A 13,696-nucleotide genomic window follows, 5' to 3' on the forward strand; every position below is an offset into this window, starting at 1 on the left:
AAGCCTAATAGTTGGTTCCGCACCAAGGACTTTGATAAGCTGCTCATTTGCATCTTTCGTTATCGTAACCTTCATTTTTTCACCCCTATATAAATTTACCCAACCTGCCTAAATTCAAACAAGTTAAGTCGTCGCTCCTGCGGAAGCAGCTCCTTCGTCTGCCTTCACACAATCAATTGCGACCACAAGTGCAATTATAATGGCTTCCATCTCTTCATTCACTATTTGAACCTTGTAGCTATCGCCCCAAGTAAACCACTCCTTGCTCACATTACCGACGACTTCACCATGCTGTAAAACCTGAAAATCCATATCCCACCAATTACCATGGACTTCAATGCCTGCCGCATCAATCGTATAGCGTGCTTTAAAGAAAGAAAACTCCTTCTTAATCGTTAACTCCTCTCGCCCATTCACCTCAACAAAAAACTTCGGTAAAAAGCTAAATGTCTTTTTCGTAATGAGCGCAACTTCCTCTCTTTTAGAATTCATAATGGAGAAAGTCTTTGGAATTTGCATAAAACTGCCCTCCACAAAGTAAACATCCTTCTCCTGCTGATCCTTTACGGTAAATTTGCCACTTAGACTGAATACCTTCTGCTTGATATAAAGTTGCTTCATAACTATACCTCCTTTGATAGAGCATATTTCTAAAAGTATATTATGGTTCTATCTTACATGATTACATTTCATTCGACTATGAATGAGACGAGTGAGGGTCCCAATAGCAGAAAAATTAATTCTTAATAGCAAATTTAAATCCTATGAAAAAAAGTGAATCATTCATTCGTTCACCCTAGATCTGAGAAACTTATGATTTATAACTAGGTATTTTATGAAAAAGTACTCCACTGACGTTACTATCAAATTTGGCCAATAACCAAATAGAAAGTTCTGAAAAAATAAACATTTACAAAGTTCATAACATAACATATAATCCGTATAAGATTACTTGGTATTGAGGACGGTGAATTATGAAAAAGTTAATTATTTTTTCAGTAATTGGGTTTTTAGCTCAGCTAGTTGATGGTTCTTTGGGAATGGGATTTGGAGCAACATCTTCCTCATTACTATTAATGTTTGGGATAGCCCCTGCGGCTGCCTCTGCCTCGATTCATATGGCAGAAATTGTAACAACTGCGGCATCTGGTGCATCACATCTATGGTTTAAAAATGTAGATAAGGGAATTTTATTGAAATTAACGATTCCTGGTGCGATCAGTGCGTTTATAGGGGCGGCCTTTCTAAGCAGTTTACCTGGTGAAAACATCAAACCATTTATCTCGATCTTTTTAATAGTATTAGGAGTCTATATTCTAATCCGATTCCTATTTTTTAACCATACATCATCTAAGAATCAAGGATCACCCATTTCAAAAAAGCTCTTAACTCCCCTTGGTATTGTTGGCGGCTTCTTTGATGCCGTTGGAGGCGGCGGATGGGGACCAATCACTGCTCCCGTATTGATTGCAAGAAGAGGAATTTCCCCTAGAAAAGTGATTGGAACGGTAGATACAAGTGAATTTGCCATTGCTGTATCGGCAACGTTAGGATTCATCCTGTTTCTAGGACTGGACCAGTTCCAATGGCAACTGGTCATAGCCTTTATGATTGGCGGAGTGATTGCGGCACCGATCGCGGCTTGGCTAGTAAGAATCGTTCCTTCCTATATGTTAGGAGTGTTAGTGGGAGGATTTATTATCCTAACCAATTCCATGACGATTATTAAAACCGTCGCATTACCCGTTTCTTTGGCAACGATAGCTTATGCTCTCATTATCGTATTATGGATCGTTGCGATTTTCTATCAAGTAAAGAACCGGAAACGTTTTGTCGCAGTTAATCACTAGGCAGTACCACAGGGACGGTTCTCATGGTTCGATGGAAGCAAAAGAATTATTCCCATGCTTCTCTAAGTTTTTCTGATTACCTGGCAGCTTCTTTTTTACTCGTAGAGTTCAGAATATCCATTATTTTTTTCTATTCACATTTCCAGTAATCTGGTATTCTATAAGATGAGTCTAGAAATATTGTAGATTCTTGGAGGAATGCGTTAAATGAGAACTGAAAAAAGGAATAAACGCAAATGGCTAAAAATAACTGGAATCGTATTATTGTTATTACTCGTAGCTGGAGTAGGCTATGGGTATACTGTATATAAATCACTAAACAATGCAGTTGAGACGATGCATGCACCGCTTCAACGTGAAATATCAGAGAAGCGTCCTGAACCGGTGGTATTGGAAGAGAAAGATCCCTTTTCCGTCTTAATGTTGGGTGTCGACCAGCGAGAGGGAGATCGTGGGCGTTCGGATACGATTATTGTCTTGACGGTTAATCCAAACAACAATTCTGTGAAAATGCTCAGCATTCCGCGCGACACACGAACTGAAATAATTGGAAAAGGCGTTGAAGATAAAATTAACCATGCCTATGCCTTTGGTGAAGTTCCGATGGCGATGGATACCGTTGAAAATTTCCTTGATATACCAATCGATTATTACGTGCAAATTAATATGGAAGGTTTTCAGGATATTGTCGATGCAGTAGGCGGTGTAACCGTCCAAAATGATTTAGATTTCTCTGTGGGTGAATTTAATTACCCGATTGGAGAAATAACGTTAAATGGCGAAGAAGCATTAAGTTACTCTAGAATGAGATATGAAGATCCAAGAGGAGACTTTGGCCGCCAAACGAGACAGCGCCAAATTATTCAAGCTGTGATTAAAGAAGGTGCAAGTTTATCCAGTCTTACGAACTTTTCAAATATATTCGCAGCGCTTGGGAACAATGTAAAAACAAATCTTACATTTGACCAGATGATGGATATCCAAAAAAATTATAAGGGTGCCGGAAGTAACATCCAACAAATGGAAATAAAGTCACAAGGTACAAAAATCAATGGAATTTATTACGGGCTGGTATCAGCAGAAGAAAAGCAACGTATCCAAACGGAATTAAAAACCCAGTTAGAATTGAATTAGATAACAAAGCTGATTGATAAAAATCAATCGGCTTTTTTTTGCAAATTTTCGTGTCATGAAATTGATAAAAATTATTCGTTGCTCACTCGGCACCACCGAGCACACTACAGAGAGGGCAGCAGCATTTGTGCGGTAAAATCCCCGCCATTCCCTATTTTAAAATCCTGAATGTTCTCCCATTGATTCGCACATTGCTCCTGACCTCTCCCATTTACCTCATAATAAAATACAAAACCATCATTAAAACCGAGACTCCCTGCCCAACGGCGAGCCCAATCAGCCATTTTTTAAACAGCCCTTCTCTCCTTACACCACTCTTAACACTTAGCTCCCACTTTTCTTCCCACTTGTCCTGGACATCTTTTTGGACTTGCACAACCTGCTCCTGCAACTGCTCGAATTCCGCCTTGTGCCTGTTTCCAACCGCCGTAAGCTCCTGTAAAATCAAATCTAACCGATCGCTCACCACTTCATATTTCACAATCAAGACGGCAGACTGCTCACTCAATGCTTCAGTCAGCTGCCTAACACAAGTCAGCACCCTATCCGTTTCACCAACAATAAACGCTTGATCCTCCTGCTGAAACCCCTTTGCGTCTGCTAACAGCTTGTCGGTCTTCTCCAGATATTCCTGATATTGCTGGTGCCAAAAGGAAATCTTCTTTTCCAGCACCAAAATATTTTCATCCAGCCGTTCCATGCCACGATCAAATATCTCGGTCTGATGGTCAATGACCCCTTCCTTTAGCTGCTCGCTGACCTGTCCGGGGAACCTTTCCATCGATTTCTTCATGTTTTCAATAGATTCATAGACTTCTTCATTCAGTCCTGCAATCATTTCTTCCCGATCTTTTATCAGCTTCTTCAGGTCATCATAGAAAAGTTCGTTATTAATTTTCTTTAGTGATTGAATGGCCTCAGTATATTTCTCATCAATTGTATTCGAAGTATTCATTTCCAATGATCCTCTCCGCTTGCTTTAAGATAATTTGACAGTACTGGTGATACACCCAACGTTCCTCATCAGAAGCATTCTCCGCGAACAGCTTCTCCTGCCAACAGGTCACAGCTTTCACAAACTCTTCTTTTAAAAAATCATCTAACAACTTAGGCCGCAGCGAATCTTGTTTCCACTCCTGCTTCGCCCAAACCAATTGGTCCTGTAGTTCTACAAGACGAGCCGCATTTTTCCTTTTCTTTTCCTGCAGCTCTAATACGTTTTCGTCTACTAAACGTTTGTGCTCATTTTTCATCGTCCATAGCTGTACCATTTCATCCTTGCAATTGGTAATAAACTGGCTAATCTGACTTACATAATAGTCATAAACAATACTGTTATTTCGCTCCAAGGTATCAAGCACAATCCTATAATCCTCTTCAAAATTGCCAGGCTTTAAATATTGATCCAGACCCCGTCCATGATTCAATGAAACGCTTATTAAAGGTGGATGGGTGTTAAAATCAAACTTGGCAGTAGATGAAATATTCTCCATGCTGCGCGTCAACAACAACCATATGTTGGATAACTGCTTTTCGTAATAATCAAGCATTTCCATCTCGACCATCTGGTAGCTTTCCATCAACTTGGATATTTTCCGTTCCTTGAAGATTACTTGATCCTTTTTATCAAAGTTGAATTTTCCATCTAAATAGCACGTGAATTTCTCTAGTTGAATCCCGTCCAAGCCCTTCTGTTCACCCTTATAAACCTCAAGTTCCTTATGTAAATAATCAAATGTTGACTCCAAACTCTCGAGAGTTCGCTGATCTTTTTCCATGCATTCCTCAATCGAAATAATCTCATTCTCCATCCGTTCCAGATCAAGATTCTTCTGCTTCCTCATGCTAAGCTCAAAATTTTTAAGCTGGATCATCTGATCTTCAGGCGTTTGTTCCGCCGCTAACTCATATTTTTGACCACCAAACCGCTCATAGAAACGGTCAATCGCTTCATAAATCCATTGGTCCTTTTCTTCTTCCAACCTAGTAAGCAAACCGGCAATCATGCAATCGTCACCTTCAAATCAAATGCCCGGCACTCCCCTGCCATCACTCTCATCCTGTTATAAAGATTCTCCAACATCCATTCCCCCTATGGGACTATATATTTCCATTTTACTATATTACCAGGCAGACTTCGACAATTCACCACCAAAATTCCTTCCAATCAAACGTTTAATTAAAAATGAGTTTATTCTTGCTAATAAAGGAGTTTAAGAGATTTTCCTCCAAAAAGCTTGTCGGAGTAGGAAGCAATTAAGCTCGAATACAGCTGCTACTCTAATAAAAAGAGTAATTCCCCGATAAATCAACAACCATTGACAGCATTCACATTTTATCGTCATTACACAAACGATTGATTAAAAGCGTTACGAGCCCTTTTAATAAACGAACTTTGGCTTCATTTCAAGAAAATTTATAGTCGAGGATTGGCGCGGTTTTTTATTACGATTCTCCAAATGAAAATTTTTGACATCGACCCAGGAAGAACGACGGAAAAGGTTTATATTAAAAACTGAACTTTGGTTCTAGGTATATTTAAATGACTTTGTTAATAAGATTAGAACAATTGCATTATTAAGGGGGGGGTTTTAAGAATGAACGGAGATGAACACATGTTACATGCTGATACTGGTGTGACATCTGGATTGTTTGTTGAGCGCTCTTTAAATGAAATACGTTTTTGGGCTAGGATCATGAAAGAACATTCTTTATTTCTTCGATTGGGTTTTAGAGCAGAGGATACTCAACTAATTCAAGAGGCTAATCAATTTTACCGAACATTTGAACGCATCGAACAAGTCGCACATTCATTAACTAATCAAACGGATCCAGAACAAATTAGAAGATTTAATTCAGAAGTACAACAAGCTGCTTCAAATATATATGTATTTAAACGGAAAATATTAGGCTTAATTATTACATGTCAGTTGCCGGGAGCCAATAATTTTCCACTGCTAGTTGATCATACAAGTAGGGAAGCTAATTACTTTAGAAAACGACTAATTCAATTAAATGAAGGCAAATTGGATGCCCTTCCAGACGCCATTATTAAAGAAAATGTCTTCTTCTTAAGGATTATGGCTGATCATGCTAAATTTATTGGTCATTTGCTGGATCCATCCGAAAGAAAATTAATTGATACTGCACGTGAGTTTAGTAATGATTTCGATCAATTATTGTACCAAGCCAGAGATTTGGACTCGATGAAACCACAATCTCAAACAATTCCTCTTTTGGATCAATTTTTGGACCAAAACCGTGTATCGGTCTCATCCCTTCGTGACTTTAAGAAGACTGCACGTGATTTAATTGAGGAATGTAAAATTAAGAGTATCATTCATCCACTATTAGCAGACCATGTTTTTCGGGAAGCCGACAGGTTCCTTGAAATCATTGATATGTTTGATGCCCATCTTACTGCCGGTAGCCCACAACCTAAAAATTCATATTAAGGACCTCTTTTATATAACGTTAGAAACTAAGCATGAACTCTTTATCAGTAGTTAGTATTCCACTATGTATAACATCGTTTTTACGTTTGATTGAGGATTTGTACTTAAACTATAGGTTGCTCTAGTTATTATCTAAAATTATTAATAAGTCGAAAATATGCATATTTTCATTCATTTCATGCATATTTTCGGTTTTTCTTTTTCAAAAAACATTTTTGTTAGTTGTAGGGGTCCATCTCTCTTTCCCAATACCGCCAATTAAAAAGCCATCAGAACCGTCCCCACGGTCTCGGGATTTTTAATTAATTTAAACTATTCACTAAACTTTCTTTTTTATTTACCGATACTATGTACATAGTCTTTTTTTGAGGTGAGAGAGTGAAAGAACAGCTGATTAAACAATATCATAAATTGCGTTATAATTACTTTTACCAACTTTATAATGATTGCTTAGATACTAGCTTAAAACAAAAAATATTAAAGTTGGCAAATTATCATCGAGAAAAACTTTTAGAGTGCTATGATTAATAGCACTTTTTTTGTTTATTTTTCAACATTCGTATCTCATTAACTTATGATACTGCTCTCCGTTATCTACATCAGGTTTTACAATTTTATTTCTATACTTTTTAAATGTTTAGCAAATACTAAGTACATCTTGTTTTCTGATGGAGTGATTTGAGTGCCACGTAAAAAAGGAAGTTCGATCCATTTTTTCTTGTTATTTGTTGTTATGCTTGTTCTTATTTGGTCCCTAATTAAACCTGAGGAAGGTTATAGGGTTTTGTTGATGGAGACGCTACCTTCAGTAGTAGTTTTAATATTCTTGATATCAACATACAATCGGTTTCGCCTTACCACTGTTTCCTATGTCATTATTACCCTTCTTGTCATTTTAACGTTTATAGGAGGGCATTATTCTTATTCCAAAGTTCCTCTCTTTACATGGATCAAAGATTACTTTGATTTACAAAGAAACAATTATGATCGGTTTGGACATTTTCTTAAGGGGCTTATGGTTATAGTTGTAATAGAGATATTATTAAGGAAAACAGCTTTATTAAAAAGTAAAACGACAAATTTTATTGCTGTATGTATAACACTAGCAATCGGGGCTCTCTACGAAATCATTGAGTGGGTAAGTACAAAAATAGGGAAAGAAGGGAAAGCCACAAAAGATTTTTTAGGCATGCAAGGAGACATATGGGACTCCCAGAAGGATATGGCACTTTTACTAGTCGGTTCGATTCTTTCGCTTTTATTCATAAAGATCCTTTATCAATCATTGGAAAAATATAGATAATAAGTTGTGAAAGCGACTGTTTATAACAATATCCAAACAAAAAATACCTTTGATTTATAAAATCAAAGGCCAAAGATGAACTTAGTGGTCTAGGCTAAGTCCAATATAGGAGGTCTAAACTCAGAAGAATTTAAACTATTATTATAATAACACTTGGTGAATAATTATGCAATATATTAAATATTTATACAATCTAGATCAGGGCGCACTCGAAACGAAAAAGGAAGCTACTAAAATAATGATTTAGTGCTTCCTTTTAAAAATGAGTTATCAGTTACAATAACTTATTTTTAATAAAGTGGATTCGTTTTTAATTTCGTATAAACAGTGGTGCGTCCCCTACCACAGGCACCGGTATTAAAAAGCCATTCCGCTGCAAGTTTGGAATGACTTTTTCATTTTAACTTTCGTTCTTTGTCGTAAAATTTGGTACGAGCCAATGGATGAGCAATCCAGCAATGGTAGCGTAGGCGATACCATTATGAGCATATCCAACTCCGATGATGAAGATAATCGCGACAATGACCAAATTTTTCATATTAGCCAGACTCACCTTTTCCTCAATGAGGTGACGGATTCCCATTGCAGCAATCATTCCAAACAACAGGATACATATACCGCCCATCACTGCAACTGGAATGGACTGGATAACAGCTCCAACTTTACCGAACAAGCCAAGAAGAATCGAAAGAACAGCAGCGCCTTGAATAATCCTACTGGAAAACTGTCGTGTGATGGCTAAAACCCCAAGGTTTTCAGCATAAGTGGTTTGCGCCGGTCCTCCAATGAATCCGGAGAAAAGGGTGGCAAGACCATTACCCACAAGAATACGCCCGAAGCCAGGATTTTTTGTGACGTCTTTTCCAGTGATCTCGTTTAATACAAACATATGACCTAAGTCTTCTATGATGGTAACAAGCGCAATCGGTGCCATGCCAAGGATGACAACCCATGTGAACTCAGGCATCACAAAATGCGGAAGTGCGAAAATGGGTGCATCGGCAATGTTTTGAAATTCAACATAGCCTTGCACAGCGGAATAAACATACCCGACTAAAAGTCCGATGATGATTGGGAAGAGGCGGATCGTCTTTGTGCCAGCAAGCGTCGCAATTATTGCTGCAAGAAGGCTTACGATGGCAGCGTCCCAGTTTGTCGATGCCATATTGGTGACAGCCGTTGTGGCCAAGGAAAGCCCGATAATACTGACAACCGGCCCTACGACGACCGGTGGAATCGCCTTACGCACTTTATCAAAGCCAACCGTTGCTATGATAAGTGATACGAGTGCATAAACAACGGATACGCTGATAAGTCCAGCGACGGCTTGACCCGGTGAATTCAACTTCCCCACGTATAACGCAAGTGGAGCAATAAAGGCAAAGGATGAACCTAGATAAGTAGGAACCTTTCCGCGTGTAATAAGGTGGAAAATCAAGGTACCTACACCACTGGCAATAAGTGCACTTCCTGGATCAAGACCGGTGAGTGCGGGCACCAAAACTGTTGCACCAAACATCGCAAACAAATGTTGTAATGATAACGGTAGTGCGCTTAAAAAATTTTTCAATCGTGTTTCCCCCCTTTAATAGTTCCTTATTACCTATTTTTCTATTTGATCAGTTGTTTTTTTCGTACCTCAACTGTAACCCTCCTAAAAAGGAAGAGTGTGTCTTGTGAATAGCTTCTCGACCAAAATGAGAATAAGAGATTTTTACAATCTTCATGATTTAGGGCTGAATTAATTCTTCTAGACATCAATCAACCCAACAATTAAGGGTGGGTTGATGTTAGTTGCATGTGTCGTTTTCTGCCAGGACGTTTTTAACTTCAAAGAATAAAGCCATTACTAATACACCAATTAACATACCTTTCGTAATAGCATTGTAAAAAATTCTTTGATTTTCATTAATGTCCTCCTTTCAATAGATGACAATCAAACAACACGTACGACCCCCCCATCACTAACAAGATAATGCTACGACAATTAAATAATATGCTATTAAATATAGCCTTATGTATCTTTGTACTATTTAGGTTAGGCATTGAAAATGAGGAGATATTTGATCATTTATTAAACTAAAAATGGCCCTAAAGCTCAATATGAAACCTCAACATTATAAAAGTGATGGTAACTAATCAATTGATTAGAAATACTGCGAAGCCATGATAACAATGATGAATAAAAAAATTCTGCTTGAAAAAGGTGCCATATGGTACAAGCAGGTAATGGGGGTTTTTGTTTTGATTTACCCTTTACTCCTAGATAAAGCCAGCCTTTCATACTAACGGGTTCTGTTACCTGTCACTTTTTATAAAAATGCGTTTAAAAATGTCCTTATATTTGTTATACATTTTGTCCTGCAAAATGCAGGGCTTTTATGAAAAAATAGTACAAAGTGCCACCTAATGTATTTTATGGCCAAGGCTTTGTTATACAACTGAATGTTGATTTCACTGTGTTTGAAAAATAACCGGAAAAATTCCGTTTAAATTGGGAAATACCCTTATTCCCTTAAAAATAAGCGGAGTTTTTCCGCTAATATGATCCAAATCTTTGATTTTTAGCTTATTTAGAGCAGTTAACCGGAATTTCTCCGCTTATATCTGCTTCTTCTGCTTCCTCTTTATCCATTAGCCGGAAATTCTCCGCCTATGAATTCTCATACCTACACGAAAATCAACAATCAATAATAACAGGGCTAAGGACAAAGAAAAACGTGGTTTTGTAAATAAAAAACACAGCATTTTGCAGTCCAATTTGCAAGGTACAGAAATCTCTGTAATCTTACATTTTGATATACAAATTGGACTACAGTTTCACGCCTATTTTTATAATTTTTCACGTTATATCAATAAAAAATGACCATCAAATTCAAATACAATTTAATGGTCATTTTAATATACATTTTGGACTTTTGTGACAGGTAACAGAACCAGTTACTTTCATACCGCTTCTCTTTAACCCTCTGATTAAAGTATTCACAAAATGAATACTATGAAGGATTGGAAAATGGAAACCGTATCGTGACTGTAGTTCCATGACCTATAGAGGAATGGATGTCAATCGTGCCTTTAAATTTTTCAACGATGTTAAAGCATATCATCATCCCTAATCCTGTTCCTTTACTTTTTAAAGAATAAAAAGGAGTACCCAAAGATGCTACTTCTGCTTCTGACATTCCTCGTCCATGATCAATTACTTGAATGACAACAAATCCCTTTTCCCTTCCGGCGGTCACAAGAACTAGGTCACCAATAGTGGAAGCTTCAATGGCATTTTTTATAATATTTATGAGTAATTGTTTAAACTCTATGGTGTTAGCTGAGATCGTACAATCCCCGGTTACTTTTAATTCAATCCGATTATCATGTAGTAGTCCATATGAATGAAGCAAATCTGTTACACTCTGAAGAACAGTATTTACATCGACATTTTCAGTTACATTCTCTTTATCTGGCTTAGCAATCGATAAGAATTGCGAAATAACCTGTTCAGCCGTATTTAATTCATCAATCATTAAAGTAAAATGTCCTTTTCGCTCATCGCTAAAGGAAGAGTCTTGCTCAAATAGCTGCAAAAATCCTTTCACAACGGTCAGAGGATTTCTAATTTCATGCGCAACAGCCGCTGCAAGCTGGCCGGTTGTCTTTAATCGCTCAGAATGTTGTATTTGTTCGTAATAGATTTGTTGTTTTTTAATTCGTCCATTCGTTAAATAAAAAATAAAATAGATAATGATTTGACTCGCAATAAAGTTAATGAAATTTCCTATTAAATCCTCTTCTATATAGGGATATTGCAGTCCTCGATCTATCAACATAATATATCCAAATATAATCGTGATTAATATAGCGTTTAATAACAAGGAAAAGTAAAAAAGCCTTGAATCAAAAAATAAGATTGAAAGTGCTGGAATAAAACATAGAAAAATAAAGGTAGACCACGTCTCTGGATAAAAAAGGAAAAGTGCATAAAAGTAAACAGATGCGACAATGATGATGGTCAATCTTAGAATATCAGTACCATTCTTAGGATATAGCAGTAAACATACAGACAGTATGAAAACCAGTATACTGTGGGATATGTAAACAACTCCGGATTCACCAAATCGCGGGTTATCAATTAACAATCCAGATATCATAATGGCTATTATTATCCACACGATAATATAATATATTTTTTTATTAAATGTAATCGAATTCTTCTTCATACAAACCCCTTTTGTTATAATCTGAAATGCACACTATAAAATATACCATTTATAGATATATAGGGGAATGCTACGTATCCGCGGGGACGGTTCTCATGGTTCGATAACGGTTTGGTATCGCCCAAAATGTGGTAGGTATTGATCATTGAACTATTTCTCACTGGGAACTCCCCTGATTTGTCTTTCATCAACCTTTTATTTCGTTTTACTAATAATCAACAATGAAATTTAACAAAGCTAATTAATAAAAAATAAATAACTACATATATATTAAGAATGGTAAATGATTAGATGTTTCAAACGAATCGAAGGAAACTTACTACGGTAATGTTAAAAATTTTACCATTTTTTAATAAAAATTGAATTATAGAATGAACCACCTTGATAGTATTAGCATACCTATAGTAATAGCTTTTAATTATTCAAATAAGGGGTGTTTTTTTTTGCATATTTTTAATTTATAATTTTGGAGGGAGTATATGAGCAAAGTAAAAGTCAGCATTTTAATCTTACTTTCTCTTTTATTTTTTGGTGCTGCGGGCTATTTTGGGTATACCTATTTTGCAGATGATAAACCTCACAAAACAGCCGAGCCCGTAACGACAACCGATTCAAAAAGTCAAGAAACCCTTCTTTCAGAAGAAAATAATTACTACGAACTAAAAGAGATTGTGATATCACCTGAAAATCTAACAGCCAAACCTGGAGAAATGATTGAATTAGAGATTCTGGGCAAATATGTGAATTTACATGATGCAACCGAGTTGGAAAAGAGTTTATTAGTCGGAGATGAAAATTATAAAAAATTAGAATTGCACTCATCTGACTCACAAAGCGCAGAGGTAAGTATTAGAAAGGCAGCACCAGTTTCAGGAACCATAACGGAGAAGAAAAATGAACCAACGATTAAAATAAAGGCGGAAAACGAATACAAAGCCTACGTTACAATTCCAAAAGAACCGCTAGAAGATACTGTTACCATTACGGTCGAATACGATAATAAACATACCGCCGAGGTGGTAGTAAAGATCGAAGGAGTGGTCAAAGCCGTACCAAAAGAAGAAGTAAAAGAAATTGTTCGTTCGCTTATGGAAGGAGTGATGATGACTTTTCGGGAAGCAGGAGAGAAATACAATTGGGCAAACACAGCAACCAAAGCGGATTTCTCCCTTTTGCGTCCAGAGCTCATTAAATTTGCTTCTAAGAGCTTAACCGATGGGGAATTAAAAGAACTGTCACAAGAATATTATTGCCAGTGTGATGCACCTTTTTTCCCATCTGTTGAATATGACGTACGATTTACCATTCACGAGAACACCATTAAAAAAATGGTCGCTTCGTCGATTGATATTATGAATGATTTGGGTAACGGAGGAAATACGGTTTATTTTACGGTCATCCAAGAAAATGGTAAATGGGTGTTGGATGACTGGGAATATGTAGACTCTAACCAAGAACCACTCCAGCTAACATGGAAAGAAATCGAAACGTATGAAAAACAATTTGATATAAACGTGAAACTAGTAAAAGAAACAACGTATCAAAATCGTAAAGTGTTTATCTATCACCTAGAATCTTCTAATAGCAATAAGTTGATGTTTGCGGACACCAGCGAGGTGTTGTATGAAGTTCCACCAGAATTGCAGGAATAGAACCAAAGAACTTTTACCTGCATGCTAGGAAAAATCATGTCGATGGTAAAATTCCTCTTGGCGAATTAATCTTGTTCCAATATTTTCG

10 protein-coding genes are annotated in these 13,696 nt (G+C 36.9%); 5 read left to right on the forward strand and 5 right to left on the reverse strand.

From position 1 onward, the window contains the following. Nucleotides 1–123: 123 nt before the first annotated feature. The gene (locus tag J2Y03_RS22545) at nucleotides 124–621 is read right to left on the reverse strand and encodes an LURP-one-related/scramblase family protein (protein ID WP_310198571.1); all 498 of its coding nucleotides are present in this window, start codon (nucleotides 619–621) and stop codon (nucleotides 124–126) included. 353 nt (nucleotides 622–974) lie between these two features. Here J2Y03_RS22545 and J2Y03_RS22550 point away from each other — a divergent pair, with 353 nt between their 5' ends. Both J2Y03_RS22550 and tagU read left to right on the forward strand, forming a co-directional pair. Next, nucleotides 975–1,850: a sulfite exporter TauE/SafE family protein gene (locus J2Y03_RS22550; RefSeq protein WP_132096317.1), complete on the forward strand. Its 876-nt coding sequence runs from the start codon at nucleotides 975–977 to the stop codon at nucleotides 1,848–1,850. A 207-nt stretch (nucleotides 1,851–2,057) separates the two neighbouring features. Beyond that, entirely contained in the window at nucleotides 2,058–2,984 is a 927-nt protein-coding gene (tagU, locus tag J2Y03_RS22555) for a polyisoprenyl-teichoic acid--peptidoglycan teichoic acid transferase TagU (RefSeq protein ID WP_310198573.1), read from the forward strand. Nucleotides 2,985–3,195: 211 nt separating this feature from the next. Here tagU and J2Y03_RS22560 read toward each other — a convergent pair whose 3' ends face one another. Beyond that, nucleotides 3,196–3,945 carry a hypothetical protein gene (locus J2Y03_RS22560; RefSeq protein WP_310198575.1) on the reverse strand — a complete coding sequence of 250 codons (750 nt, stop codon included), beginning with the start codon at nucleotides 3,943–3,945 and terminating at the stop codon, nucleotides 3,196–3,198. Further along, entirely contained in the window at nucleotides 3,917–4,978 is a 1,062-nt protein-coding gene (locus J2Y03_RS22565; protein ID WP_310198576.1) for a hypothetical protein, read from the reverse strand. The genes J2Y03_RS22560 and J2Y03_RS22565 overlap by 29 nt, the downstream gene beginning before the upstream one ends. A gap of 603 nt (nucleotides 4,979–5,581) precedes the next feature. Here J2Y03_RS22565 and J2Y03_RS22570 point away from each other — a divergent pair. Both J2Y03_RS22570 and J2Y03_RS22575 read left to right on the forward strand, forming a co-directional pair. Next, nucleotides 5,582–6,439: a DUF2935 domain-containing protein gene (locus tag J2Y03_RS22570; RefSeq protein ID WP_132097483.1), complete on the forward strand. Its 858-nt coding sequence runs from the start codon at nucleotides 5,582–5,584 to the stop codon at nucleotides 6,437–6,439. A gap of 682 nt (nucleotides 6,440–7,121) precedes the next feature. Further along, the gene (locus tag J2Y03_RS22575; RefSeq protein ID WP_310198580.1) at nucleotides 7,122–7,742 is read left to right on the forward strand and encodes a DUF2238 domain-containing protein; all 621 of its coding nucleotides are present in this window, start codon (nucleotides 7,122–7,124) and stop codon (nucleotides 7,740–7,742) included. Nucleotides 7,743–8,142: 400 nt separating this feature from the next. Here the strand turns inward: J2Y03_RS22575 and J2Y03_RS22580 are convergent, their stop codons facing one another. After that, a complete protein-coding gene (locus J2Y03_RS22580) occupies nucleotides 8,143–9,312 on the reverse strand; it encodes a solute carrier family 23 protein (protein ID WP_310198581.1) in 1,170 nt (389 codons plus the stop codon). A 1,426-nt stretch (nucleotides 9,313–10,738) separates the two neighbouring features. Further along, complete coding sequence (locus tag J2Y03_RS22585) at nucleotides 10,739–11,956, reverse strand: HAMP domain-containing sensor histidine kinase (protein ID WP_310198584.1); 1,218 nt, start codon at nucleotides 11,954–11,956, stop codon at nucleotides 10,739–10,741. 479 nt (nucleotides 11,957–12,435) lie between these two features. Between J2Y03_RS22585 and J2Y03_RS22590 the strand changes: the two genes are divergently transcribed. Continuing rightward, nucleotides 12,436–13,608 (forward strand): hypothetical protein, encoded by a 1,173-nt coding sequence (locus J2Y03_RS22590; protein WP_310198585.1) that lies wholly within the window; start codon nucleotides 12,436–12,438, stop codon nucleotides 13,606–13,608. Nucleotides 13,609–13,696: the final 88 nt, after the last annotated feature.

Origin of the sequence: Neobacillus niacini, assembly GCF_031457145.1 — a bacterium.
Taxonomy (GTDB): domain Bacteria; phylum Bacillota; class Bacilli; order Bacillales; family Cytobacillaceae; genus Neobacillus; species Neobacillus niacini_J.

Excerpts from the sequence above, each read along its gene's own strand:
- tagU (WP_310198573.1), top strand. The coding sequence starts at position 2,058 with ATGAGAACTGAAAAAAGGAATAAACGCAAATGGCTAAAAATAACTGGA.
- J2Y03_RS22550 (WP_132096317.1), top strand. The coding sequence starts at position 975 with ATGAAAAAGTTAATTATTTTTTCAGTAATTGGGTTTTTAGCTCAGCTA.
- J2Y03_RS22570 (WP_132097483.1), top strand. The coding sequence starts at position 5,582 with ATGAACGGAGATGAACACATGTTACATGCTGATACTGGTGTGACATCT.
- J2Y03_RS22585 (WP_310198584.1), bottom strand. The coding sequence starts at position 11,956 with ATGAAGAAGAATTCGATTACATTTAATAAAAAAATATATTATATTATC.
- J2Y03_RS22590 (WP_310198585.1), top strand. The coding sequence starts at position 12,436 with ATGAGCAAAGTAAAAGTCAGCATTTTAATCTTACTTTCTCTTTTATTT.
- J2Y03_RS22545 (WP_310198571.1), bottom strand. The coding sequence starts at position 621 with ATGAAGCAACTTTATATCAAGCAGAAGGTATTCAGTCTAAGTGGCAAA.